A 25,034-nucleotide genomic window follows, 5' to 3' on the forward strand; every position below is an offset into this window, starting at 1 on the left:
GGTCAGGGGGGTGGAGAGCGACACGAAGTGCGCGAGCCTGGGGGCGAGCTCAAACAGACCAGGTCACATCCTTGCCATCGGCAAGGGACTCTTTGAGCATGTGCAGCAACGGCTGCCCACGCTGGCGCAGCCCGACGTGCTGCTTCTCGGCATCTTCATCGTGCCCTTCGACGGCATAGTCGTCAGCGTTATGGGCGTTTCGTCCTTCGCGCGCCATGGCCGCTTCCAGGGCCGAAATGGCGGCAGGCATCTGCTCGATGGTCACCACACCCTGCGGCGCTGGCGCCTTCCCGATGATGTCGAACAGCTGTCGGGCATGGACTTCGAGCATCACGAAAGGGGGCGTAGCGCGAGAGTTGAAACGATAGAGCATGGATCCTCACTTGTAGATGTAATCGCGGACAAAAGGGTACTCCGATTGTGCGCCGCGGAGCGCTCTGGCCTCCACGTTCCCGTCCCGCTTGGTGGACAGCATCTGGTGCAACGCGATCCAGCCCTGCTCGAAGCTCATGGCCGATCCCGCAAGGTAGAGCCGATAGGCGCGCAGGATGCGTTCGGCGTTTTCTCCTTGCCGTCCTCCGGCGCGCTTGAGCACTTCGCGGGCCGCGTCGAGCTGGGCTTCGAGCGAATCCGACCACGCCCAGAGCGTGCGCGCATAGTGCGGGCGCAGGTTCTCTGTGTCGACCATCTCGAGCCCCGCGGCGGCAGTCTCGCGCAGCACGTGCGTCACGTGCAGGAGCTCGCCGCCCGGAAAGATGTACTTCTCGATGAAGTCCCCCATGCCGGCGCCGAGTTGCTGATAGTCGAGTTGGCCTGACGTGATGCCATGGTTCAGTACCAGCCCGCCCGGCATGAGCAGCGCGTTGATCTTCCGGAAGTACGTCGGCATGTTGGCGCTGCCGACGTGCTCGAACATGCCCACGGACGAGATCTTGTCGAAAGGCTTGCCCTCGTCGAGCTTGCGATAGTCGAGCAGCTCGACGCGCACGCGGCCCTCCAGGCCCTTCTCCTTGATCAGCCGCTGCACGTGCGCATGCTGGTTCTTGGACAGCGTGATGCCGGTGGCATCCACGCCGTAGTGCTCGGCCGCCCACATCAGAAGCCCACCCCAGCCAGAGCCGATGTCCAGAAAGCGCTCGCCCGGCTTGAGCATGAGCTTGCGGCAGATGTGATCGAGCTTGGCCTCCTGCGCCTGGGCCAGCGTCATGTCGGCGTCGCGGAAGTAGCCACACGAATACACGCGGCGCGGATCGAGCCACAACGCGTAGAAGTCGTCCGACACGTCGTAGTGGAACTGGATCTGCGCGGCGTCTTTCCCGAGTGAGTGCGCGCCGCGTGACTTGGCTCGCCTTTGCAGGCGGCTCCACCAGCTCGTGTTGGTCTCGGCGGGGTTTCCAGGCAGAAGGCCGACCGCCGCATCGATCAGGTCGCGCATCGCGCCTTCGATCTGGACGCGTCCCTCGACGTACGCCTCGCCAATGGCACCGATCTGGCGCCCCGCCAGCTTGGCGAGGGCGGACCATTCGTTGAAGGCCAGCGTGACACGTGAGCCGGGCTTGGCGACTTGCCGGCCATCCGGCAGTTGCAGCGTGACCGGAACTGACAAGGTGGAAAGCTGGGACTCGATCTTCGGTATCAGGCTTTGCATGTATCTGATTCTTGCGAGCGCGCAGAGGCTCGTCAACTGGGGTCCCCCGACGCCCCCTGGGCCAGCCCGGGTTGACACCAGATCGTTTATGTCTAAACTATTTATCCATGAATAGCTTCACCCCGAACCTTCAGCGCGTCTTGTGCATCGGCGGCGGCCCTGCCGGCCTGTACTTCGCGCTGCTGATGAAAGCCCGGCAGCCAAGCCTCGACGTCACGGTGGTCGAGCGAAACCGCCCGTTCGACACCTTCGGCTGGGGTGTCGTGCTGAGCGACCAGACGCTTGCCAACCTGGCGGCGGCCGACCCCGACACCGCATCGCTGATCGGCAGCGAGTTCCATCATTGGGACGACATCCAGGTCTTCTTCAAGGGACGACAGGTCCGGTCGGGGGGGCACGGCTTCTGCGGCATCGGCCGCAAGCGGCTCCTGAACATCCTGCAGGAACGCTGCCTGGCGCTCGGCGTCAAGCTGGTGTTCGAAACCGATGTCGCGGATGACCAAGCGCTGGCGGCGCAGTACAACGCGGATCTCGTGATCGCGAGCGACGGGCTCAACAGCCGCATCCGCCAGCGCTATGCGGAGGTGTACGAGCCCGACGTCGATCTGCGCCAATGCCGGTTTGTATGGCTCGGCACTCATCAGACCTTCGATGCCTTCACTTTTGCGTTCGAACAGACGGAGCATGGCTGGTTCCAGGCTCACGCATACCAGTTCGACGACAAGACGTCGACCTTCATCGTCGAGACGCCCGAGGCCGTCTGGCAGGCCCACGGTCTGGACAAGATGGAGCAGCCCGAAGCGATCGCGTTCTGCGAAAGGCTCTTCTCCAAATACCTGGGCGGCCACGCACTCATCAGCAATGCCACGCACCTGCGCGGCTCGGCGAACTGGATCCGCTTCCCGCGCGTGGTCTGCAAGCATTGGACGCATCGCATCGAAGTCAACGGCAAGCCCGTTCCCGTGGTGCTGATGGGCGACGCCGCCCACACCGCGCACTTCTCCATTGGCTCTGGCACCAAGCTTGCGCTGGAGGACGCCATCGATCTCGCCAATGAGTTCGCCACCGGCGGCGGCATCGACGATGTGTTGGAAGCCTACGAGTCCCGCCGCAGCGTGGAGGTGCTCAAGATCCAGAACGCAGCGCGCAACTCGACCGAGTGGTTCGAGAACGTGCCGCGCTATACGGGCATGGAGATCGAGCAATTTGCCTACTCGCTGCTCACCCGATCGCAGCGCATCAGCCACGAAAACCTGCGCGTGCGCGATACCAAATGGCTCGGCGGCTACGAGCAATGGCTATCGGGCGGCAAATCGCTGCCGCCGATGTTGATGCCGCTCACGGTCCGGGGGTTGACGCTCAAGAACCGGATCGTCGTCTCGCCGATGGCGACGTATAGCGCCGTTGATGGCGTACCGCAGGATTTCCTGCTCGTTCATCTCGGGGCTCGCGCGCTCGGCGGAGCCGCCATGGTGTTCGTGGAAATGACGAGCCCGACACCCGAAGGCCGCATCACGCCGGGTTGCACCGGGCTCTACAACGATGCGCAGTCGGCGGCATTCAAGCGCATCGTCGATTTCGTCCACACGCAGTCGAGCGCAAAAATCGGCATGCAACTGGGCCACAGCGGCCCGAAGGGTTCGACGCAAGTCGGCTGGGAAGGCACCGACGAGCCGCTGCCCGCTGGCAACTGGCCCCTGCTGGCAGCCAGCGCGCTCGCCTACGGCGAACAAAACCAGCTGCCGGCCCAGATGACGCGCGCGGACATGGATCTGTTGAGGGATCAGTTCGTCGCATCGACGAAGCGTGCGGCCGAAGCAGGCTTTGACTGGCTCGAGCTGCACTGCGCGCATGGTTATCTGCTCGCGTCTTTTCTCAGTCCATTGACCAACCTGCGCACGGATGAGTACGGCGGCGATATCGACAACCGCCTGCGCTATCCGCTCGAAGTGTTTCGCGCGATGCGCGCCGCATGGCCGGCCGACCGGCCGATGAGCGTCCGAATTTCCGCGCACGACTGGGCCCCTGGCGGAAATACCGACGCCGACGCCATCGTGATTGCACGTGCCTTCAAGGAAGCGGGCAGCGATTTCATCGATGTTTCTTCGGGCCAGACCACCCGCGCCGCGAAGCCGGTGTACGGGCGCATGTACCAGACGCCGTTTGCCGATCGAATTCGCAATGAGGTTGGCATTTCGACGATCGCCGTCGGCGCCATCACAGACGCCGACCAAGCCAACAGCATCATTGCGGCGGGACGCGCGGACTTGTGTGCGATCGCGCGCCCCCACTTGGCAGACCCAGCGTGGACATTGCACGAGACCGCCAAGCTGCAGACCCGCGACATCGAATGGCCTAAGCAATACCTGAGCGGCCGCGATCAGTTGTATCGCGAGATTGCGAAGCAGCAGCAACTCGCGGCTGCGATGGCCGCGGCGCCGCGCATACCTGAAGAGGAGCAATAGATGGATCTCGAAGCCAGAGCCCACAGCGAGCACCCCGAGGAGCTTCGCCTGTGGTTGCGTCTGTTGACTTGCACTCAACTCATCGAGAAGCAGGTGCGCAATGAACTGCGCGAGCAGTTCGCGACCACGCTGCCTCGCTTTGATCTCATGTCGCAACTGGAGCGCTCCCCCGAAGGGCTCAAGATGAACGAGCTGTCGCGCCGCATGATGGTGACGGGCGGGAACGTCACTGGCATCACCGACCAGCTCGTCACGGAAGGGCTCGTGGAGCGCGTCGACGTCGCGGGCGATCGCCGCGCCTGGCGCGTTCGACTGACGGCGCGGGGGCGCAAGCTCTTCAATGAAATGGCACAGCAACACGAGGCATGGATCTGCGATGCCTTCGCCGCACTGAACGGCAAGGAGATCGCCCAACTGCACAAGCTGCTGGGCAAGGTCAAGCAACATTCACATCATCAATTGGCGGAGGCTCTATGAAGCATTACATCGGCGCGGACAGTCCCCTGCGCGCGCAGTTCGAATCCAAGGCCGGGTATGTCGCCACGCATTTTTCGTGGTCTTTCGAGGCTGGCGTCGGCACCATCACACTTAACCGCCCGGAGCGCAAGAACCCGCTGACCTTCGACTCATACGCCGAATTGCGCGACCTGTTCCGCGCTTTGAGCTTCGCCACGGACGTGAAAGCGATCGTCGTGACGGGCGCAGGCGGCAATTTCTGCTCGGGCGGCGACGTGCACGAAATCATCGGGCCGCTCACGCGAATGCGCATGCCCGAGCTCCTGGAGTTCACGCGCATGACGGGCGATCTGGTGAAGGCGATCCGACACTGCCCTCAACCGATCGTCGGAGCAATCGACGGCGTCTGCGCCGGGGCTGGCGCCATGATCGCGTTGGCTTGCGACCTGCGGTACGGAACGCCCGGCACGCGCACCGCCTTCCTCTTCACGCGGGTCGGCCTCGCGGGCGCTGACATGGGTGCCTGCGCACTCTTGCCTCGCGTCATCGGCCAGGGACGCGCGTCGGAACTTCTTTTTACGGGCCGGGCCATGACTGCGCAAGAAGGCCACGCATGGGGCTTCTTCAACGCGCTGCACGAAAGCGATGCTCTCGTCGGCGCCGCAACTGCCATGGCTCGCGAACTCGCCGACGGCCCGAGCTTTGCGCATGGCATGACCAAGACCATGCTGTCGCAGGAATGGTCCATGACGATCGACCAGGCCATCGAGTCAGAAGCGCAGGCACAGGCGATCTGCATGCAGACCGAAGACTTCAAGCGCGCCTACGAAGCCTTCTCGGCAAAACGCAAACCTGTGTTCGGAGGAGATTGATTCATGGCCGCTTCTGCTGTCGATCCCTCCACAGCGCACCTGGCGCTGCCTTTTTTCGAGGAGGCGCACCGCGCACTCGCGCGCGGACTTCTGCCTTGGGCCGCCGCGCAGTCCGTGGACGAGCGCGACGACCGCGCAGCATGCCGCGATTGGGTCCGCCGGCTGGGCAGCGCCGGCTGGCTGCGCTTCTGCGTGCCCGCTGCGTCGGGCGGCGCGCTCGACAAGCTCGATTCACGCGCACTGGTGTTGCTGCGCGAGACGCTGGCATTCCACTCGCCATTGGCCGACTTCGCCTTCGCGATGCAGGGCCTGGGCAGCGGGGCCATCACCCTGGCGGGGTCGGCCGCACAGCATGCGGACTATCTCGCACCCGTGGGGCGGGGCGACAAGATCGCCGCCTTCGCGCTCAGCGAACCTGAAGCAGGGTCTGACGTCGGTGCGATGGCGATGCGCGCAGAAGAAACGGCTGATGGCTGGCGGCTGACCGGTGAAAAGACCTGGATCAGCAACGGCGGCATCGCCGACTTCTACTGCGTGTTCGCGAAGACAGATCCGACAGCTGGCGCTCGCGGAATCACTGCCTTCATCGTCGACGCAAAGACTCCCGGGCTCGACACGTCCGCGCACATCGACGTGATGGCGCCGCATCCTCTCGCGACCCTGCGCTTCGACGGCTGCGTGGTGCCGCGCAGCGCGCAACTGGGCGAACTGAATGGCGGCTTCAAGCTCGCGATGCGCACGCTCGACATCTTTCGCGCGTCGGTTGCCGGCGCTGCACTCGGAATGGCTCGCCGCGCGCTCTCCGAAGCCGTACAGCACGCACAGAAGCGAAAGATGTTCGGCCACACGCTCGCGGACTTTCAGCTCACGCAGGCGAAGCTCGGCGAGATGGCCGCCTTGATCGACGCAGGCGCACTGCTGACCTATCGAGCCGCCTGGATGCGTGACGACTGCGAACGCCGGGGCGAGCCTCCAGTGGGCGATCTGACCGCCGCGGCAGCAATGGCCAAGATGACGGCGACAGAGAACGCAAGCCGCGTGATCGACATGGCGCTACAGATGCACGGCGGCCTTGGCGTCAAGGTAGGGACGAAAGTCGAGAGCCTCTATCGCGACATCCGATCGCTGCGCATCTATGAAGGCGCGACGGAAGTGCAACAACTGATCATCGGCAAATCCGTATTGAGGGCCAAATGACTCCAAGCGCGCAGATCGACCGCTTCGTACATGACCGGCTCCCGCCGGCGCACCTGCTACCGATCTTCAGGTATGACCTGCCCGAGCTTCAGTTGCCCGACCAGTTGAATCTGGTGGAAGAGCTGCTGGACAAGGCGGCTTCCAAGGGCTTTGCCGACAATCCGATGCTGCGTTCGCCGAGCCGGACGTTGACCTATGCGGAGGCTGCTGTCGAAGTCAACCGCATCGCCCAAGTGCTGACCGAAGACCTCGGCCTTGTGCCCGGCAACCGCGTGCTGCTGCGGGGCGGAAACTCAATTGCGATGGCCTTGTCGTGGCTGGCTGTCGTCAAGGCCGGGATGATTGCCGTTGCGACGATGCCCTTGTTGCGTGCCAAGGAACTCGGAGACATCCTGGAGAAGTCTCAGCCGACAGTCGCGCTTTGCGATGGAAAGCTGCTGGACGAACTCAAAGCCGCGCAGTTGCAGCATCCTGTGCTGAAGACGATCGTCGCTTTCAACCAGCCGGACGCACCTGATTCGCTGTCGGCGCGCAGCGGCGCAAAGAGTGGCATCTTCGACGCCTGTCCGACTTCTGCGGACGACATCGCCCTTCTGGCCTTCACCTCAGGCACGACCGGCAAGCCCAAGGCGCCCGTCACCACGCATCGCGACGTGCTCGCGATGTGCGAGACCTGGCCGCGCCATGTATTGCGGGCTCGCACCGACGACATCGTCATCGGCTCTCCACCTTTGGCCTTTACCTTCGGGCTCGGCGGGCTGTTGATCTTCCCCATGTACGCGGGCGCCTCTGTGTACTTTCACGATGCGCCGTACACGCCGGAATCGATGGTCCAGGTGATCCGCACAGTCGGCGCGACCATCAGCTACACCGCCCCGACCTTCTACCGGCAAATGGCCGCGTTCGCCAAGGCTGCCGGCGTGCCCACCCTTCGCATCAGCGTCAGCGCCGGCGAAGCCCTTCCCGACGCCACACGTCAATTGTGGAAGCGGGCCACGGGCATCGAGATGCTCGACGGCATTGGGGGGACAGAGGTGTTTCACATCTACATATCCGCTGCGGGCGATCAGGTCCGCCGAGGTGCGGTTGGCAAAGCTGTCGCAGGCTTTACCGCAAAGATCGTCGATGACCACGGCAATGAAGTTCCTCGAGGAACGGTCGGCAAGCTGGCCATCATCGGTCCTGTTGGTTGTCGCTACCTGGACGACGCGCGGCAAGCGGACTATGTGCGAAACGGATGGAATTACCCTGGAGATGCATTCATCCAGGACGACGACGGCTACTTCTTCTATCAGTCTCGCGCTGACGACATGATTGTCACGGCTGGGTACAACGTCGGTGGCCCGGAGGTTGAGGACGCACTTCTGAAGCACCCGGCCATCGCCGAATGCGGCGTCATCGGCAAACCAGACGAGGAGCGCGGCATGATCGTCAAGGCTTTCTGCGTGCTCAAGCCCGGGAATGCCGCCGATGCTGCCATGGTCAAGGCACTGCAAGACCACGTAAAGGCGACCATTGCGCCCTTCAAATACCCCCGAGAGATCGAGTTCGTGGCAAGTCTGCCCCGTACAGAGACCGGGAAACTCCAACGATTCAAATTGAGGCAATTCGCATGATCAAGTTTCTCCAACCTCCCGGCTGGGTTCCTCCCAGGGGTTATGCCAATGGCGTCGCCGCCCGTGGAACCACGGTCTTCGTCGGCGGGCAAATCGGCTGGAATGCTCAACAGCAGTTCGAATCGGACGACTTCATTCAACAGACAGGTCTGGCGCTCCGAAACATCGTGGAAGTGCTGCGAGAAGCCGGGGCCGGACCGGAGCACATGGTGCGCATGACTTGGTATGTCACTGATCGGGACGAATACAACCGACGTCTGGGCGAGCTCGGCCCCGTCTACCGCGAGGCCATGGGGAGAAACTTCCCGGCGATGACATGCGTGCAGGTTGCGGCGCTCGTCGAATTACGGGCAAAGGTTGAGATCGAAGTGACGGCGGTAGTGCCTGACTGAGCACCAGCACTTGGGGACGTCGCGAGTCGCGGGGCTCGAGTGCTCTGTCCATGTGCGGTCTGCAAACTGCGCAATATGGTCTCGCAACTAACCCCAGAACGTTGGCAGAGATCAAACGCAAACGCCAAAGGACAAAAACAAAAAAGCCCACCGAAGTGGGCTTTTTGATCGGCGTTTACACGCCCATGTTGGTTGCGCGAGCAAGATTTGAACTTGCGACCTTTGGGTTATGAGCCCAACGAGCTACCAGGCTGCTCCATCGCGCGGCAAGACTGAATTATAGCTTATTCCGCAGCGTTCTGCTCGTCCGCAGCAGCTTCATTTACTACGGGACGATCCACCAACTCGACCAGCGCCATGGGTGCGTTGTCGCCAACGCGGAAACCCATTTTCAGAATGCGCGTATAGCCGCCTGGGCGAGCCTGGAAGCGGGGACCGAGTTCGCCGAACAGCTTCACGACGCTGTCGCGATCACGGAGGCGGTCGAATGCCAAACGCTTATTGGCGACCGTAGGTTTCTTTGCCAACGTGATCATCGGCTCAATGACACGACGCAGTTCCTTGGCCTTTGGTACCGTCGTCTTGATGACTTCGTGCTCGATGAGCGAATTCATCATGTTCTGCAGCATCGCTAGACGGTGCGAGCTGGTGCGGTTGAGTTTGCGGAGTCCGTGTCCGTGACGCATGGTGCTTTCCTTTACTTTATAAAAACAGGCAGCCGTGTCAGGTACTGCCCGGTGCACAGGCCTATGAGGCCTATCTTGAAAATCAGCGCTTGTCGAGACCGGCCGGCGGCCAGCTTTCGAGCTTCATACCCAAGGTTAGCCCACGGGAGGCAAGCACTTCCTTGATCTCGTTGAGCGACTTGCGGCCCAGATTCGGCGTTTTGAGCAATTCATTCTCGGTACGCTGGATCAGGTCGCCAATGTAGTAAATGTTTTCCGCCTTGAGGCAGTTGGCCGAGCGAACCGTTAGCTCAAGCTCATCGACCGGACGCAGCAGGATCGGGTCAAACTGCTGGGCACTGCGCGGCGCCGGTGCATCGAATGCAGCCAATTCGCCGCCTTCGAGCTGAGCGAAGACTGCCAATTGCTCGACCAGGATCTTGGCCGAAGCACGCACGGCGTCTTCAGCGGTGATCGCGCCGTTGGTTTCGATTTCAACTAGCAGCTTATCAAGGTCCGTGCGCTGCTCCACCCGAGCGCTTTCAACGGTATAGCTTACGCGCTTGACTGGAGAGAACGAGGCGTCGAGGACGATGCGACCAATCGACTTCGTCGGCTCATCCGCGTAACGGCGCATCGTACCCGGCACATATCCACGGCCCTTTTCGACCTTGATCTGCATGTCGAGCTTACCGCCCTGCGACAAGTGCGCGATCACGTGATCAGGATTGATGATTTCCACGTCGTGCGGCGTTTGGATATCCGAGGCCGTCACGGCGCCTTCGCCGTCTTTGCGCAGACTCAGGGTGACTTCGTCACGGTTGTGCAACTTGAAGACCACGCCTTTCAAGTTCAGCAAGATGTTAACGACATCTTCCTGCACGCCATCGATGGACGAGTACTCGTGCAGCACGCCTGCAATCGTGACTTCGGTCGCTGAGTAACCAACCATCGACGACAGTAGGACACGGCGCAGTGCATTGCCAAGCGTGTGGCCATAGCCACGCTCAAAAGGCTCGAGCGTGACCTTAGCTTTGTTAGGCGCGAGTTGCTCGACCTGAATGGTCTTGGGTTTCAGCAGGGTGGTTTGCATGCAGACTTCCTCTCAATACCCCCGGCTCGTTACACCGGTAAGGCTGGTGAAGCACCTGCCTTGCAGCAAGGCTCAAGGCAGGAACGTGAATAAAAACAATCAGCCCTCGACGAAACCCACCTGAGGCTGCGAGGAAGGCAGGTAAATCAACGCGAATACAGTTCGACGATCAACGATTCGTTGATGTCAGCTGCGAATTCGTCGCGATCGGGGACCTTCTTGAAGGTGCCTTCGGCCTTATCGGCATTAACTTCTACCCACGCTGGAATGCCGACCTGTTGCGCCAGTTGGAGTGCTTCGACAATACGGTTCTGCTTCTTGGACTTGTCGCGAACAGCGATTACGTCCCCCGTCTTGACCAGATAGGACGGAATATTGACCGATTGGCCATTCACAGTGATCGCCTTGTGCGAAACGAGCTGCCGTGCTTCCGCGCGCGTCGAACCAAAGCCCATGCGATAGACGACGTTGTCCAAGCGCGATTCAAGGATGAAAAGCAGGTTGGCGCCGGTATTGCCACGGCGACGATCGGCTTCTTCGAAGTAGCGGCGGAACTGCTTTTCCAACACGCCGTACATGCGCTTTACCTTCTGCTTTTCACGCAGTTGGAGGCCGAAGTCCGAAGTGCGCTGGCCAGAGGTCCGCCCGTGTTGGCCAGGCTTCGAGTCAAACTTAGCCTTGTCTTGAATTGAACGACGCGCGCTCTTCAAGAACAGATCGGTGCCTTCGCGGCGGGAGAGTTTGGCCTTGGGGCCTAGATAGCGTGCCACTTGATCTTCCTTTGGGTCATCTGCCGCAGGGGACTGCGGGAGCCGTCAGCGGCGTGCTGATGGCGGTGGGCTTGTAAAAAGCAAATGCGCAGCCGCTGCGAAGCGGCTGCGCGTACGTCTTCGCCTTAGATGCGACGACGCTTCTGTGGACGGCAACCGTTGTGCGGCACCGGAGTCACATCGGCGATGGAATTGATCCGAATACCGAGCGCGGCGAGCGCTCGCACCGACGATTCACGACCAGGTCCCGGACCCTTGATCTCGACGTCAAGGTTCTTGATACCTTGCTCGACCGCAGCCCGGCCGGCAACTTCCGAGGCGACCTGCGCAGCGAACGGTGTCGACTTGCGGGAGCCCTTGAAGCCCTGACCACCGGAGGACGCCCAAGAAAGAGCATTTCCCTGGCGGTCCGTGATGGTGATGATGGTGTTGTTGAAGGAGGCGTGCACGTGGGCAATGCCGTCCGCAACGTTCTTGCGAACCTTCTTGCGAACGCGCTGTGCGGCGTTGTTGGCAGGAGCTTTAGCCATGCTGGTCTATCCTTATTTCTTGAGGGACTGCGCAGCCTTACGCGGACCCTTGCGAGTGCGAGCATTGGTGCGCGTGCGCTGACCACGCATCGGCAGGCCGCGACGGTGGCGGAAACCGCGATAGCAGCCGATGTCCATCAAGCGCTTGATGTTCATCGTCGTCTCGCGGCGCAGGTCGCCCTCGATCGTGAATAGAGCGATCTGATCGCGAATCTTTTCGAGATCGGCGTCCGTCAAATCTTTGATCTTCTTCGAATACTCGATGCCACTTGCTTCGCAAATCTTGCGAGCGCGCGTGCGACCGATGCCGAAAATAGCGGTCAGACCGATTTCAGCGTGCTTGTGCGGCGGAATGTTAATGCCAGCAATACGTGCCATGTGCGTCCTCTAATACTCTTACGATCAACCCTGGCGCTGCTTGTGGCGCGGGTCGGTGCAGATCACACGCACCACACCCTTGCGGCGGATGATCTTGCAATTACGGCAAATCGTTTTGACCGAAGCCGAAACTCTCATTTCATTCTCCTAAACTCTTTTTCAACCGGCGACCGATTTCGCCTGAAACACTATGCGCGCCCGGCTTAAGTCGTAGGGCGATAACTCATTGGTGACGCTGTCACACCTGGAGGGATCCAGATACGACGCGTCCGCGTCCCTATCTTCATGACGTCTTGAAGTTCGCCTTCTTTAAGAGCGATTCATATTGCTGAGACATCATGTAGTTCTGTACTTGTGCCATGAAGTCCATCGTGACGACCACGATGATCAACAACGAAGTCCCCCCAAAATAGAACGGCACGTTGTACTTCAGAATGAGGAACTCGGGCAGCAAGCAAACAAAGGTGATGTAGACCGCCCCCGCTAGCGTCAACCGGACGAGGATCTTGTCTATGTAGCGCGCGGTTTGGTCACCCGGACGGATCCCCGGAATGAAAGCACCGCTCTTCTTCAGATTGTCAGCAGTTTCACGACTGTTAAACACGAGCGCCGTGTAGAAAAAGCAGAAAAACACGATCGCACTAGCGTACAGCAGCACATAAATGGGCTGCCCAGGTCTGAGCGCACTGGCAATGTCCTTGATCCAGCGCATGCTCTCCCCGGTGCTGAACCAGCCCACAACCGTGGTCGGTAGCAGGATGATCGAGGAGGCGAAGATCGGTGGGATCACGCCAGCCATGTTCAACTTGAGTGGAAGATGCGATGACTGACCGCCATAAACCTTATTGCCGACCTGTCGCCGCGCATAGTTCACCAGGATCTTGCGCTGACCCCGCTCGACAAAGACGACGAAGTAGGTCACCAGCACAACCACAGCCACGATGAACAGTGCTACCAGCACATTCATGGCGCCGGTACGAACCAGTTCAAGCAGCCCCCCGATCGCGTTCGGAAGACCTGCCGCAATTCCGGCAAAGATCAGGATCGAGATCCCATTTCCAAGCCCACGCTCCGTGATTTGCTCACCGAGCCACATCAAGAACATTGAGCCAGCCGTGAGACTGATCATTGCAGTAAGGCGAAAACCGAAGCCAGGCGAAATAACCAAACCGGCCGACGACTCCAATGCAACCGCAATGCTGAACGACTGAAAGAGTGCGAGAGCCAGCGTGCCGTAGCGCGTGTACTGCGTAATCTTCCGGCGACCCGCCTCGCCCTCCTTCTTCAACTGCTCAAAGGTCGGCACGACGTAGGTCATCAATTGCATGATGATCGACGCGGAGATGTAAGGCATGATGCCCAACGCGAACACCGTGAAGCGCGAAAGGGCTCCGCCGGAGAACATGTTGAACAGGCTCAGGATGCCACCTTGCTGACCTTGGAACAGCTGCGCCAGTTGGTCCGGATTTATGCCCGGCACCGGGATGTGCGCCCCGATGCGATAGACCACGAGCGCGAGCAGCAAAAAGACAAGCCGGCGACGCAAGTCACCGAACTTACCTGTCTTTGCGAGCGTTGCCGCGTTGGTTGCCACGAAGAACTTCTTTCGGTTCGTGTTTAGGCGACGCTACCACCAGCGGCTTCAATCGCTGCTCTGGCCCCGGCACTGGCGCCGATTCCCGTCAGCTTAACCGCCTTGGTGATCTCGCCTGACTTGATGATCTTGACGACCTTAGCGATCTGGCCAACGAGACCCGCCTGCTTAAGCACCAGCACGTCGACTTCGGCCAAACCCAGATTTTCGAGGGACGTCAGCGTCACCTCGGCGTTGTACTTCAGCAAATGCGACTTGAAGCCACGCTTGGGCAACCGACGCTGCAGAGGCATTTGACCGCCCTCGAAGCCGACCTTATGGAAGCCGCCTGCGCGCGACTTCTGCCCCTTATGACCACGACCTGCAGTCTTGCCGAGGCCAGAGCCGATACCACGGCCGACTCGCCGCTTCGCGTGCTTGGCGCCGGCTGCCGGCTTGATGCCATTGAGTTCCATATACGTCTCTCTCAGCGGCTCTTTTAGAGCACTTTGACCAGATAACTGATCTTGTTGATCATGCCTCGCACCGCCGGCGTATCCTGCAGCTCGCTCACGCTGTTGAGCTTGCGCAGGCCCAGTCCGCGCACGGTGGCGCGATGCGATTCCTTGGTGCCGATCGGACTCTTGACCAATTGCACCTTCAATGTTTGTTGTTGCGTCGTCATCTCATTACCCCAGGTTTAGGCGAAGAGTTCTTCGACGGTAAGGCCACGCTTGGCTGCCACTTCAGAAGCGGTGGTCGAGTTCTTCAACCCATCCAGCGTGGCACGGACCATGTTGTAGGGATTCGAAGAACCATGGCTCTTCGCCACGATGTCCGTAATGCCCATGACTTCGAAGACTGCGCGCATCGGACCGCCAGCGATGATGCCCGTACCCTTAGGTGCTGGAATCATGACCACGGATGCGGCACCGTGGTGACCCGTCACGCGGTGGTGGAGGGTCCCGTTCTTGATCGAAATCTTTGCCAGATTGCGCCGAGCCTCTTCCATCGCCTTCTGCACCGCAGCTGGGACTTCCTTCGACTTACCCTTCCCCATGCCGACGCGGCCATCGCCGTCACCCACGACCGTGAGCGCCGCGAACCCGAGAATGCGACCACCCTTCACCACCTTGGTGACGCGGTTGATCGCGATCATCTTCTCGCGCAAGCCGTCTTCGGGGCCTTCGTTCTGCGTTCTTGCCTGAATCTTTGCCATTTTGAATCTCGTGTCCGGTTAGAACTGCAAGCCAGCTTCGCGGGCGGCATCGGCCAGCGCCTTTACGCGACCGTGGTATGCAAAACCTGCGCGATCGAAAGCAACCTTCTCAACGCCGGCAGCCTTTGCCTTTTCGGCGATCCGCTTGCCAATGGCGATCGCAGCAGCGGCGTTACCACCCTTGCCCGACCCACCTAGCGAAGCGCGCACCTCGGCTTCGGCCGTCGACGCAGTTGCGATCACCTTTGTGCCGTCGTCGGAAATGACGGTGGCGTAAATGTGCAGATTGGTGCGATTCACCGTCAAACGTGCCACGCGCTGCGTCGCAATGCGGATGCGGGTCTGGCGTGAACGGCGAAGACGCTGTGCTTTTTTGGTCAACATCATTTTGCTGCCCCTTACTTCTTCTTGGTCTCTTTGATCACAATCTTCTCGTCCACATAGCGGATGCCCTTGCCCTTGTACGGCTCTGGCGGACGAATAGCTCGGATCTCAGCGGCCACCTGGCCGACGCGCTGACGGTCGGCACCCTTGACAATGACTTCGGTCGGGGTTGGTGTCGCCACCGTAATGCCCTGCGGCATGTCCTTGTTGACCGGATGCGAATAACCAACCTGCAAGTTCAGCTTGGCGCCCTGCGCCTGAGCCTTGTAGCCGACGCCAACCAGACTGAGCTTCTTTTCGAAGCCCTTGGTTACGCCCACCACCATGTTGTTAACCAATTGGCGAACCGTGCCGCTCATCGCGTTTGCTTCACGCGATTCATTTGCTGGCGCAAAGCTGAGCTTGCCATCTTCGCTGGTAACGATGACCAGCGCATTGCGAGGCAGGTTGAGCGTGCCGCCCGAACCCTTGACGCTGATCTGGTCTTCCTTGATCGACACATCCACACCTGTGGGAATGGCGACCGGCATTTTTCCTACTCGGGACATTTCAGTTTCTCCTAGATGTCTCGTTTAGGCGACGTAGCACAGCACTTCGCCGCCAATACCGGCAGCGCGCGCCTTGCGATCGGTCATCACACCCTTTGGGGTCGTGACAATCGCCACACCCAGGCCGTTCTGGACTTGAGGAATGGCTGAGCTGGCCTTGTAGACGCGCAGGCCGGGACGGCTTACACGCTCAATGCGCTCGATGACCGGGCGACCGGCGTAGTACTTCAACGCGATTTCGAGTTCGCTCTTGCCGGCTTCAGTCTTGACCTTGAAGCCGTCGATGTAGCCCTCGTCCTTGAGGACCTGCGCGATCGCAACCTTCACCTTGGAAGACGGGACCGACACGGTCGGTTTTGCCACCATCTGCGCGTTACGGATACGCGTCAGCAAGTCGGCAATGGGATCACTCATGCTCATGTTGTTTGCTCCTGCCTGGCTTACCAGCTGGCCTTGGTGACACCAGGGATGTCGCCATTGAAGGCCAGTTCGCGGATCTTGGCCCGAGCCAGACCGAATTGACGGAAGGTGCCACGCGGGCGACCAGTGATTTCGCAACGGTTGCGCTGACGGGTCGGATTGGCGTTACGCGGGAGCTTCTGCAGACCCAGGCGGGCGGCAGCGCGCTCTTCGTCGCTCTTCTTCGCATCGTTGGCGATCGCCTTCAGTTCCGCGTGCTTCGCGGCGTACTTTGCGACCAGTTTTTCTCGCTTGAGCTCGCGCTCGATCAAAGCTACTTTAGCCACAAACCACCTCAGTTCTTGAACGGAAAACGGAAGCCAGCGAGAAGCGCCTTCGCCTCTTCGTCAGTCTTGGCCGTCGTCGTGATGCTGATATTGAGGCCGCGCAGCGCATCGACCTTGTCGTACTCGATCTCAGGGAAGATGATCTGCTCTTTGACGCCGATGTTGTAATTGCCACGACCATCGAAAGCGCGACCCGAGATACCGCGGAAATCGCGAACACGCGGCAGCGCGACAGTCACGAAGCGGTCCAGGAATTCGTACATTTGCACGCCACGCAGCGTGACCATGCAGCCGATGGGCTGGTTCTCGCGAATCTTGAAGCCTGCGATCGCCTTCTTCGACTTGGTCACCACCGGCTTCTGGCCAGCAATCTTGGTCAGGTCAGCGACAGCATTGTCGAGCACCTTCTTGTCGGCAACCGCTTCGCCGACGCCCATGTTGAGCGTAATCTTGCTCAAGCGCGGAACCTGCATAGGAGACGTGTAGCCGAATTTTTCGGTCAGGTCTTTCGCGATCTTTTCGCGATAGTGTTGTTGGAGACGAGCCATGTGAGTACCCCTTAGGCGGCCTTGATTTCTTCGCCGCTGGACTTGAAGACGCGCACGCGCTTGCCGTCCGCGACTTTGATGCCCACGCGATCAGCCTTGCCGGTCACAGCATTGAAAATCGCCACGTTGGATTGGTGAATCGGCATGGCCTTTTCGACGATACCGCCGGTCGTACCCTTCAGAGGGTTCGGCTTGGTGTGCTTCTTGACGAGATTGATGCCGTCAACGATGACATGCGAGTCGTCCTTGCGCAGCGACACGGTGCCGCGCTTTCCCTTGTCGCGTCCAGCCAATACGATGACTTGGTCGCCTTTGCGAATCTTGTTCATGGCACTGTCCTTACAGAACTTCAGGTGCCAGCGACACGATCTTCATGAACTTTTCAGTGCGCAGCTCGCGCGTGACTGGTCCAAAGATACGGGTGCCGATGGGCTCCAATTTGGCATTGAGCAGCACAGCCGCATTGCCATCGAATTTAACAAGCGAGCCGTCGCTGCGACGAATGCCCTTGGCGGTGCGAACCACCACTGCACTGTAGATCTCGCCCTTCTTGACGCGACCACGCGGAGCGGCTTCCTTGATGCTGACCTTGATGACATCACCTACGCTGGCATAGCGCCGCTTGGAGCCACCTAGCACCTTGATGCACAAGACGGATTTCGCGCCCGTGTTGTCGGCTACGTCGAGCCTGGATTCAGTTTGGATCATTTTGTGATATTCCCAACTTGTACCGCTTACCGATCGGACAACTCCGACGCGATTTAACGATCAGTCTTGGGCCCGTCGTCCACGCACCGAAACCACTTCGATGCGCTTCCGCTGGGCAGAAGCTTCGCCTTTCTGAAGCGAAGCCCGCGATTGTTGCACAGCATTTTGCGGCCGTCAACACACTACTTCGTGCGCCGGCCTGCAAGCCGACGATTTTTGGCCGGACGTCAATGTTAGTGCCACCCTCGCAGATGGCGCTTGCGTCCACCAGGGAGGGTCCAACGGCGGCGAGCGCCCTCCAGGTTGGGCTCAGCTGATCGACCCGTGGCGTAGTGACAACAGCCAACAGCTCGTGGTGGCTCCTACAAGTGATTTCAAGCGTTCAGCCGCATTCTTGTTGCGACAAGGGACACAATTTCCTTCGCAGACCAGCTGCTTTAGCCTTTGAATTTACCGAGGTAGTCATGAACATCGCAGTCACCTTCCTTCCTCGCCAGGAACTCGCCCCCCTCCCGCCCATAGGCTTCATTGGGGGAGGGAATATGGCAAGCGCCATCATCGGCGGGCTTGTGAAACAAAATGCTCCCGCCAGCGCGTTCGAAGTGGTGGAGCCGCTCGCCGAAGCTCGCATCAAGCTGGCGAACGATTTCGGTATCGACGCGCAGCCGGAAGCGGGCGCCGCGCTGGGCCGCTGCGAAGTCATCGTGTGGGCAGTCAAGCCGCAAAGTTTTGCGACGGCAACGGATGCAATACGAGGACTTGCACCAAACGCGCTACATCTCAGTGTCGCGGCGGGAATTCCGTCCGACAGCATTGCCCGTTGGCTCGCCACTGAACAGGTGGCTCGCGCTATGCCCAACACACCCGCCCTCATTGGTCAAGGAATGACTGGCCTGTTTGCACGCGACGCTGTCGGCGATGAAGGTCGCAAGCTCGTCGAACAGGTCCTGGCCCCCACCGGTGATCTGATGTGGGTCGACGCGGAGGCGGCACTGGACGTTGTGACCGCCGTTTCCGGCTCTGGTCCGGCCTACGTGTTCTATTTCATCGAGGCCATGACCGAGGCAGGTATTGAACTAGGACTGACGGCAGAGCAGGCACATCGACTCGCCATTCGAACTTTCACCGGCGCTTCGGCCCTGGCAAGCAATGCGACGGAGCCGCCTTCCGCATTGCGTGAACGGGTCACTTCGAAGGGCGGGACCACCCATGCGGCGATGACGAACATGGACGACGCTCAGCTCAAAGCCAAGTTCAAGGCCGCAATCCGCGCGGCGCATGAGCGCGCCGCTGAACTCGGCCAAGAATTTGGAAAGTCTTGAAGGCGAAGCCAAGGGTCGAAGCCTTGGCCGGCAGGGCTGATGCCCGACTCAACGCAGCATGTAGCCTGCCGCGACACCGGCGAACACTGTGAAGCCGAGCCAATGATTGAGCCTGAAGGCCTTGAAACAACCGTCGCGGGTGCGATCGTGAATCAGACGCCAGTGCCAGACGGCTTGAGCGCCGGCGACGCCTATGGCGACATGGAAGATTGCGCCGAGCGCTCTTCCGGCACCGGCGGCCGCCCATCCGGCAAGGAAGATTGCATAGCTGACCATGACCATCGCCACATCGAATCGACCGAACGTGATTGCTGAGGTCTTCATGCCGATCTTCAGATCGTCGTCGCGGTCGACCATTGCGTATTCGGTGTCGTAAGCCAATACCCAGAACAAATTGCCTGCGAGCAGCCACCAGGCCAACTCGGGCACGCTGCTGCGCACGGCGGCAAACGCCATCGGAATGCCGAAGCTGAACGCGATGCCGAGGACAGCCTGTGGAACCGACACGAAGCGCTTGGCAAACGGGTAAGCCAGCGTCACCGCAAGAGCCGCGAACGACAACGAGACTGTGACGCGATTGGTGGTCAGGACCAGTGCAAAAGCAGCCAGCGCGAGGACGGCCCCGAGCGCAAGCGCTTCTCTCACCGAAACGGCACCGCTCGTGACTGGCCGCTGGGCTGTTCGCTTGACGTGGCGGTCGAACTCCCGGTCAGCAACATCGTTGACGCAGCAGCCTGCGCTGCGCATGAGGATGGTGCCGAGGACGAACACCGTCAGGAGATGCCAACCCGGCCATCCTTCGGCTGCGAACCACAGTGCGCCAAGTGTTGGCCAAAGCAGCAGGAGCCAACCTGCCGGGCGGTTCCATCGGATCAGATCCAGGTACAGCGCAAAACGCCCGCGTTGCGGCTCGGGCGCGGGTTGGAAGGGCCCACCAGCGGGCATCACCGGTGCGTCAGTCTTCAAGGAGGGAACGCAGCATCCAAGCCGTCTGGTCATGCACGGTGCAGCGTGCCGTCAGCATGTCCGCCGTGGGATCGTCTCCTGCCTCCTCGGCAACCGGGATGAATTCGCGAGCGATGCGCGAGACTGTTTCATGACCCTTGACCAGAATGCGCACCATCTCCATGGCCTTTGGCGGACTTTGCGGAACGTCGGGCACGGTCGCGATCTTGCTGAATTCAGCGTACGAGCCGGGCGCGTAGTGCCCCAGCGCACGAATGCGTTCGGCGATGACATCCGTCGAGCCCCAAAGCTCGGTGTACTGGGTCATGAACATCGCGTGGAGCGAGTTGAAGTGAGGCCCCGTCACGTTCCAGTGGAAGTTGTGCGTGGTGAGATAGAGCGTGTAGGTGTCCGCAAGCACGCGGCTCAAGCCCTCGGCGATCGCGGCGCGATCCTGGCGCTCAATGCCGATATTGATGATCGGGGCATTGCGGCTGCCCGAGGCCTCCGCGACCACGACATCGCCCTTCTTGGGCACCTTTCCGGCAGACGGAGCGCTGGTGTCTGGAGACTTGGGTTTCTTCACGACTTTGGCCATGGCGATGAGCTCTTTCTTCAAGTGAATTGACGTCAGGAAAGCAGCACTCTAGCGCAGCCTCTGCATCCGGCGCAGGATGGGTCCGTCGACGTGCGGCGCGTTTCTCACGGTTCTTAGGAAAGGCGCTTGACGCCCGGCAGCTCGCAGGCGTAGATCGCGTTTCGGAGTGCCGCAATCGCCTCGTAGCGGGTGAAGCTGCGCCGCCACGCCAGCACGACGCGGCGCGTCGGCGGCTCACCGCCTTGCGTATCGCGAACGGGGAGATAGCGCACGATCTGCTCAGGCTCTCTTCGTCCCTTGGCCCTGGGCTTGAGCGCATCAGCCGGGACCGACAGCCGCGGCACCAGGGTGACGCCCATTCCCGAGGCGACCATGTGCTTGATGGTCTCCAACGAAGAGCCCTCAAAGCTCTTTCGAATCCCTTCAGCATTGCTGGAAAAGCGTGCGAACTCGGGGCAAACCTCCAGCACGTGGTCGCGAAAACAGTGTCCCGTCCCGAGCAGGAGCATCGTTTCACTCTTGAGTTCGTCGGAAGTGACGGACTCCTTGTTTGCCAGCGGATGGTTGGCGGGCAATGCGGCCACGAATGGCTCGTCGTAAAGTTGCGCCATGGCCAAGCCCGTGTCCGGAAACGGCTCGGCCATGATGGCGCAGTCGATCTCGCCGGATCGCAGCATTTCGAGCAGCTTGGCGGTGAAGTTCTCTTGCAGCACCAGCGGCATCTGCGGGTTACGTGCAATGTTCTGGCGCACGAGATCAGGCAAGAGATACGGCCCGATGGTGTAGATGACGCCCAGGTTGAGCGGACCCGACAGCGGGTCCTTTCCACGCTTGGCGATTTCCTTGATGCTGGCCGCCTGGTCCAGCACGCTCTGCGCCTGCTGCACGATCTGCTCGCCAAGCGGCGTGACGGTGACTTCGCCCGCGCTGCGCTCAAACAGCTTGACCTCGAGTTCGTCCTCCAGCTTCTTGATCGCCACGGACAAGGTTGGCTGCGACACATAGCAGGCCTCTGCGGCTTTGCCGAAATGCCGCTCTCGCGCAACCGCGACGATGTATTTGAGTTCTGTCAACGTCATAGTTGGAAATTATTGCTCGCCGCAAGCTCATGCCTTTAGATATTCGGCCTTAGCGCCAAGCCAGCGATCGATGTGTTTTTGCGCCAGATCGGGGTGACGGTCGAGCATTTTGGGCGCAAGCTCCCGGGCCCAGTCCAGGAGGAGAACGTCTGTGCTCAGGTCTGCGAAGCGCAGAAGAGGGGCGCCGGACTGGCGGGGGCCGAGAAATTCGCCGGGGCCGCGAATGTCGAGGTCGCGTCTCGCGATCTCGAAGCCGTCGCTGGTCTCGGCCATGGCTTTCAGGCGCGCGCGAGCAGCTTCTCCAACGCGGCCACCTTCGTTAGGTGCGTAGAGCAAGACACAGGCGGAAGCAGCCGCACCCCGACCCACACGACCGCGCAATTGGTGCAGTTGCGACAAGCCGAAGCGCTCCGCATGTTCGATCACCATCAGCGAAGCATTGGGCACATCCACGCCGACTTCGATCACGGTGGTGCTTACGAGCACCTGCAGGCGGTTGGCTGTAAAGGCCTCCATGACCGCCTGCTTCTCAGTCGTTGGCATGCGCGAATGAAGAAGGCCGACGCTGACGTCAGAACCCAGTGCATCGGCCAGTTCATCTCGCGTCTCGGTCGCGTTCCGCAGGTCCACCGCTTCGCTTTCCTCGATCAAAGGGCATACCCAGTAGACCTGTCGCCCTTGTGCGAGCTGGGCGCGAATGCGATCGACGACTTCATCCCGCCGGTGGTCCGCGACGAGCTTCGTGACGATCGGCGTGCGGCCTGGCGGCAGTTCGTCGAGGGTGGACACGTCCAGGTCGGCGTAGTAGCTCATTGCCAAGGTTCTCGGAATCGGCGTGGCGCTCATCATCAGCAGATGCGGCTCGAAATCGCCGTTCGCCTTTCCGCGAAGGGCTAGTCGCTGTGCCACGCCGAAGCGATGCTGTTCGTCAATGACGGCGAGAGCCAGATTCTTGAACCGCACCTTCTCGGAAATGACAGCGTGGGTTCCGATGACAAGCGCCGCCTGGCCGCTCTCGACGGCAGTTGTCATCGCATCGCGTTCCTTCTTCTTCTGACTGCCGGTGAGCCACGCGACGCGCAAGCCGCGCTCGGCCAACAGCGGATCGAGCCAGCCGACGAGTTTGCCGAAATGCTGAGCCGCGAGAATTTCGGTCGGCGCCATCAGCGCGCATTGGTAGCCGGCGTCGATGCAACGCGCGGCAGCCAGCGCTGCAACGACCGTCTTCCCCGATCCCACATCGCCCTGGAGCAACCGGTGCATCGGAACCTCTCGGGCGAGATCGCGCGTGATTTCGCTTCCGACTCGCTGCTGCGCGCCCGTCAGAGCAAAGGGCAGTGCCGCCAGCAGATCGCGATGGAGCGCGCCTCCGGACGCGTCAGCCTCCAGAACAGGCGCCCGTTGCGCTGCTCGCGCCCGCCGCGCCTGAAGCTGCGAAAGTTGCTGGGCGAGGAGTTCGTCGGCCTTCAGGCGCTGCCAGGCTGGATGACTGTGATCCTCCAACGTGGCCACCGCGACGTCGGGGGTTGGATAGTGGAGGAAGGTCAGCGCACGACGCAGATCCCATGCACCGTGCGGAGCTGCGCCTGTCGGGAGCGTCTCGTCAAGCACGGCCCGGGCCAACCCGGAGCGAACCTCGCGCCGCAACACCGGCTGAGCCAGCCCGGCGATGGTCGAATACACCGGCGTCAACGCCTCCGGCAGCGCGGTGCCGGAGGCCTTGACGGTCGGATGCATCATCTGCCGCCCGACGAACCCGCCGCGCACTTCGCCCCGCGCGCGCACCTTTGCGCCCACTGCAAGCTGCTTCTGTTGCGACGGATAGAAATTGAAGAAGCGCAATTGACAGGTGTCGCTGCCATCGTAGACCGTGACGATCAATTGCCGACGGGGACGGAAGACCACCTCGCATTCGGTGACCACCGCTTCAATCTGTGCCATGTCTCCGTCACGCGTGTCCGCCAGTCGCACGACCTGCGTCTCGTCCTCGTAGCGCATCGGCAGGTAGAGGGCGAAATCGATGTCGCGCACCAGTCCCAGCTTGCGGAGCGCGCGTTGAACCGCGCTCAGCCCCGTGCCAGGCGCAGGCGCGGATGCGGTCGCATTTACGGTGGCCGACGCTGCAGTAGGCTTTTCCGGGGGCGAAGGTTTGGCGGCGGCGGGCATGGGACAATTCTGCCCGCCTCCTTGCATCCATTCCTCCGCTTCCTTGGCACGGGCCTGTCCGGCCCTCAAGCACTCATGCGCGACTACACGCTTTCCGATTTCGATTTCGACCTGCCGCCTGAACTGGTGGCCCAACATCCCGCTGCCGAACGCAGTGCTTCCCGTCTTCTGGACGGATCCGGTCAGGCACCGGTCGACCGGATCTTCAGAGACCTCCCCTCGCTGCTCCAGGCGGGCGACCTGCTTGTCTTCAACGACACGCTTGTCGTCAAGGCCCGCCTTTTCGGCGAAAAGCCTACCGGCGGCAAGCTTGAGCTGCTCGTCGAGCGCGTGCTGCAAGGAGCTGAGGTGGTCGCGCACATGAAAGTCAGCAAGAAGCCGCAGGTGGGCACCACACTCGCGATGGTGGGCGGCTTCAGCGCAACGCTGCTCGGTCGCTGGCCGGAAGAAGATGGGGCCCTCTTCCGTTTTCGCCTGGAAAGCCCGGCGGGCGAAGACCCGTATGCGCTGATGGCCCGCTGCGGCCATGTGCCACTGCCCCCCTACATCACGCATACCGATTCGGCTGACGACGAAAGCCGCTATCAGACAGTGTTCGCGCGGGTGCCCGGCGCCGTGGCAGCACCGACGGCGGCCCTTCATTTCGATTCGGCGCTGCTCGCCAAGCTCGAAGCGCGCGGCGTGCAGCGCGCCAATGTCACCCTTCACGTTGGTGCCGGCACTTTTCAGCCCGTCAAGACGGAGAACATCGCCGAGCACACGATGCATGCCGAGCGCTATGAAGTGCCCGCCGCCACGCAAGCCGCCATTGCCAACGCCAAGGCGCGCGGCGGCCGCATCGTCGCCGTTGGGACGACCACCGTTCGCACGCTCGAATCGTGGGCCAAGAGCGGCGAGGCCTCAGGCGACACACGCATCTTCATCACCCCTGGTTTCGCCTTCGAGCATGTCGACTTGCTCGTTACCAACTTCCATCTGCCCAAAAGCACACTGATGATGCTGGTCAGCGCCTTCGCCGGTTACGAACACGTGATGGCGTTGTATGCCCACGCCATTCGCGAGCGCTATCGCTTCTTCAGTTACGGCGACGCCATGCTGCTCGCCAGAAAGCACTGA

Annotated in this window: 31 protein-coding genes and 1 tRNA gene; 8 read left to right on the forward strand and 24 right to left on the reverse strand. The window is 61.0% G+C overall.

Translation table 11 applies throughout. From position 1 onward, the window contains the following. Positions 1-49: 49 nt before the first annotated feature. The gene (locus AC1DMA_RS10955) at positions 50-373 is read right to left on the reverse strand and encodes a DUF1840 domain-containing protein (RefSeq protein WP_478144192.1); all 324 of its coding nucleotides are present in this window, start codon (positions 371-373) and stop codon (positions 50-52) included. 6 nt (positions 374-379) lie between these two features. Continuing rightward, positions 380-1,648, reverse strand: a complete 1,269-nt coding sequence (locus AC1DMA_RS10960) for a class I SAM-dependent methyltransferase (RefSeq protein ID WP_478125093.1) — start codon at positions 1,646-1,648, stop codon at positions 380-382. Between the two features lie 107 nt (positions 1,649-1,755). Between AC1DMA_RS10960 and AC1DMA_RS10965 the strand changes: the two genes are divergently transcribed. The 6 genes from AC1DMA_RS10965 to AC1DMA_RS10990 are packed head-to-tail and all read left to right on the forward strand — an operon-like array spanning position 1,756 to position 8,646. Next, a complete protein-coding gene (locus tag AC1DMA_RS10965) occupies positions 1,756-4,113 on the forward strand; it encodes a bifunctional salicylyl-CoA 5-hydroxylase/oxidoreductase (protein ID WP_478125094.1) in 2,358 nt (785 codons plus the stop codon). Next, positions 4,114-4,590 (forward strand): MarR family winged helix-turn-helix transcriptional regulator, encoded by a 477-nt coding sequence (locus AC1DMA_RS10970; RefSeq protein ID WP_478125095.1) that lies wholly within the window; start codon positions 4,114-4,116, stop codon positions 4,588-4,590. It begins immediately after the preceding gene. Then, a complete protein-coding gene (locus AC1DMA_RS10975) occupies positions 4,587-5,441 on the forward strand; it encodes an enoyl-CoA hydratase family protein (RefSeq protein ID WP_478125096.1) in 855 nt (284 codons plus the stop codon). The genes AC1DMA_RS10970 and AC1DMA_RS10975 overlap by 4 nt, the downstream gene beginning before the upstream one ends. 3 nt (positions 5,442-5,444) lie before the next feature. After that, the gene (locus tag AC1DMA_RS10980) at positions 5,445-6,638 is read left to right on the forward strand and encodes an acyl-CoA dehydrogenase family protein (RefSeq protein WP_478125097.1); all 1,194 of its coding nucleotides are present in this window, start codon (positions 5,445-5,447) and stop codon (positions 6,636-6,638) included. Continuing rightward, entirely contained in the window at positions 6,635-8,254 is a 1,620-nt protein-coding gene (locus AC1DMA_RS10985; RefSeq protein WP_478125098.1) for an AMP-binding protein, read from the forward strand. The genes AC1DMA_RS10980 and AC1DMA_RS10985 overlap by 4 nt, the downstream gene beginning before the upstream one ends. Beyond that, complete coding sequence (locus AC1DMA_RS10990) at positions 8,251-8,646, forward strand: RidA family protein (RefSeq protein WP_478125099.1); 396 nt, start codon at positions 8,251-8,253, stop codon at positions 8,644-8,646. The genes AC1DMA_RS10985 and AC1DMA_RS10990 overlap by 4 nt, the downstream gene beginning before the upstream one ends. A 189-nt stretch (positions 8,647-8,835) precedes the next feature. Here AC1DMA_RS10990 and AC1DMA_RS10995 read toward each other — a convergent pair. The 18 genes from AC1DMA_RS10995 to rplN form a co-directional block, all read right to left on the reverse strand. Continuing rightward, positions 8,836-8,912, reverse strand: a tRNA-Met gene (locus tag AC1DMA_RS10995). 18 nt (positions 8,913-8,930) lie between these two features. Beyond that, complete coding sequence (rplQ, locus tag AC1DMA_RS11000; protein ID WP_478125100.1) at positions 8,931-9,332, reverse strand: 50S ribosomal protein L17; 402 nt, start codon at positions 9,330-9,332, stop codon at positions 8,931-8,933. Positions 9,333-9,414: 82 nt separating this feature from the next. After that, entirely contained in the window at positions 9,415-10,404 is a 990-nt protein-coding gene (locus tag AC1DMA_RS11005; protein ID WP_158721727.1) for a DNA-directed RNA polymerase subunit alpha, read from the reverse strand. 146 nt (positions 10,405-10,550) lie between these two features. Next, complete coding sequence (gene rpsD, locus AC1DMA_RS11010; RefSeq protein ID WP_478098886.1) at positions 10,551-11,174, reverse strand: 30S ribosomal protein S4; 624 nt, start codon at positions 11,172-11,174, stop codon at positions 10,551-10,553. A 125-nt stretch (positions 11,175-11,299) separates the two neighbouring features. Continuing rightward, positions 11,300-11,704: a 30S ribosomal protein S11 gene (gene rpsK / locus AC1DMA_RS11015; protein ID WP_009124825.1), complete on the reverse strand. Its 405-nt coding sequence runs from the start codon at positions 11,702-11,704 to the stop codon at positions 11,300-11,302. A gap of 12 nt (positions 11,705-11,716) precedes the next feature. Beyond that, positions 11,717-12,082, reverse strand: coding sequence for a 30S ribosomal protein S13 (rpsM, locus tag AC1DMA_RS11020; protein WP_019653977.1), 366 nt, complete (start codon positions 12,080-12,082; stop codon positions 11,717-11,719). Between the two features lie 24 nt (positions 12,083-12,106). Further along, positions 12,107-12,220: a 50S ribosomal protein L36 gene (gene rpmJ, locus AC1DMA_RS11025; RefSeq protein WP_038201958.1), complete on the reverse strand. Its 114-nt coding sequence runs from the start codon at positions 12,218-12,220 to the stop codon at positions 12,107-12,109. A 145-nt stretch (positions 12,221-12,365) separates the two neighbouring features. Beyond that, a complete protein-coding gene (gene secY, locus AC1DMA_RS11030; protein ID WP_478125101.1) occupies positions 12,366-13,676 on the reverse strand; it encodes a preprotein translocase subunit SecY in 1,311 nt (436 codons plus the stop codon). 23 nt (positions 13,677-13,699) lie between these two features. Then, positions 13,700-14,131: a 50S ribosomal protein L15 gene (gene rplO, locus AC1DMA_RS11035; protein WP_478125102.1), complete on the reverse strand. Its 432-nt coding sequence runs from the start codon at positions 14,129-14,131 to the stop codon at positions 13,700-13,702. Positions 14,132-14,154: 23 nt separating this feature from the next. Then, positions 14,155-14,340 carry a 50S ribosomal protein L30 gene (gene rpmD, locus AC1DMA_RS11040; protein ID WP_009124818.1) on the reverse strand — a complete coding sequence of 62 codons (186 nt, stop codon included), beginning with the start codon at positions 14,338-14,340 and terminating at the stop codon, positions 14,155-14,157. A gap of 15 nt (positions 14,341-14,355) precedes the next feature. Then, positions 14,356-14,874, reverse strand: coding sequence for a 30S ribosomal protein S5 (gene rpsE / locus AC1DMA_RS11045; RefSeq protein WP_028250822.1), 519 nt, complete (start codon positions 14,872-14,874; stop codon positions 14,356-14,358). Between the two features lie 18 nt (positions 14,875-14,892). After that, positions 14,893-15,258: a 50S ribosomal protein L18 gene (rplR, locus tag AC1DMA_RS11050; RefSeq protein WP_478125287.1), complete on the reverse strand. Its 366-nt coding sequence runs from the start codon at positions 15,256-15,258 to the stop codon at positions 14,893-14,895. A gap of 14 nt (positions 15,259-15,272) precedes the next feature. Continuing rightward, a complete protein-coding gene (gene rplF, locus AC1DMA_RS11055; protein WP_478125103.1) occupies positions 15,273-15,806 on the reverse strand; it encodes a 50S ribosomal protein L6 in 534 nt (177 codons plus the stop codon). A 24-nt stretch (positions 15,807-15,830) separates the two neighbouring features. Beyond that, positions 15,831-16,226: a 30S ribosomal protein S8 gene (gene rpsH / locus AC1DMA_RS11060; RefSeq protein ID WP_478125104.1), complete on the reverse strand. Its 396-nt coding sequence runs from the start codon at positions 16,224-16,226 to the stop codon at positions 15,831-15,833. Between the two features lie 20 nt (positions 16,227-16,246). Further along, the gene (gene rpsN / locus AC1DMA_RS11065; protein WP_068674578.1) at positions 16,247-16,552 is read right to left on the reverse strand and encodes a 30S ribosomal protein S14; all 306 of its coding nucleotides are present in this window, start codon (positions 16,550-16,552) and stop codon (positions 16,247-16,249) included. A gap of 8 nt (positions 16,553-16,560) precedes the next feature. Then, positions 16,561-17,100, reverse strand: coding sequence for a 50S ribosomal protein L5 (gene rplE, locus AC1DMA_RS11070; protein WP_478144193.1), 540 nt, complete (start codon positions 17,098-17,100; stop codon positions 16,561-16,563). A gap of 11 nt (positions 17,101-17,111) precedes the next feature. After that, on the reverse strand, positions 17,112-17,429 hold the full coding sequence (gene rplX / locus AC1DMA_RS11075; protein WP_478125106.1) for a 50S ribosomal protein L24: 318 nt from the start codon (positions 17,427-17,429) through the stop codon (positions 17,112-17,114). A 10-nt stretch (positions 17,430-17,439) separates the two neighbouring features. Further along, complete coding sequence (gene rplN, locus AC1DMA_RS11080; protein WP_093105273.1) at positions 17,440-17,808, reverse strand: 50S ribosomal protein L14; 369 nt, start codon at positions 17,806-17,808, stop codon at positions 17,440-17,442. A gap of 464 nt (positions 17,809-18,272) precedes the next feature. Here rplN and proC point away from each other — a divergent pair, with 464 nt between their 5' ends. Beyond that, positions 18,273-19,130 carry a pyrroline-5-carboxylate reductase gene (gene proC / locus AC1DMA_RS11085; protein ID WP_478144194.1) on the forward strand — a complete coding sequence of 286 codons (858 nt, stop codon included), beginning with the start codon at positions 18,273-18,275 and terminating at the stop codon, positions 19,128-19,130. Between the two features lie 48 nt (positions 19,131-19,178). Here proC and ubiA read toward each other — a convergent pair whose 3' ends face one another. The 4 genes from ubiA to recG form a co-directional block, all read right to left on the reverse strand. Then, positions 19,179-20,075, reverse strand: a complete 897-nt coding sequence (ubiA, locus tag AC1DMA_RS11090; RefSeq protein WP_478144305.1) for a 4-hydroxybenzoate octaprenyltransferase — start codon at positions 20,073-20,075, stop codon at positions 19,179-19,181. 10 nt (positions 20,076-20,085) lie between these two features. Continuing rightward, a complete protein-coding gene (locus AC1DMA_RS11095; protein WP_478125108.1) occupies positions 20,086-20,673 on the reverse strand; it encodes a Dps family protein in 588 nt (195 codons plus the stop codon). Positions 20,674-20,786: 113 nt separating this feature from the next. After that, positions 20,787-21,752, reverse strand: coding sequence for a LysR substrate-binding domain-containing protein (locus AC1DMA_RS11100; RefSeq protein ID WP_478144195.1), 966 nt, complete (start codon positions 21,750-21,752; stop codon positions 20,787-20,789). Between the two features lie 27 nt (positions 21,753-21,779). Next, entirely contained in the window at positions 21,780-23,918 is a 2,139-nt protein-coding gene (gene recG, locus AC1DMA_RS11105; RefSeq protein WP_478144196.1) for an ATP-dependent DNA helicase RecG, read from the reverse strand. A 75-nt stretch (positions 23,919-23,993) separates the two neighbouring features. Between recG and queA the strand changes: the two genes are divergently transcribed. Continuing rightward, complete coding sequence (queA, locus tag AC1DMA_RS11110; protein ID WP_478144197.1) at positions 23,994-25,034, forward strand: tRNA preQ1(34) S-adenosylmethionine ribosyltransferase-isomerase QueA; 1,041 nt, start codon at positions 23,994-23,996, stop codon at positions 25,032-25,034.

This window comes from Variovorax sp. 05N34, from assembly GCF_056397405.1.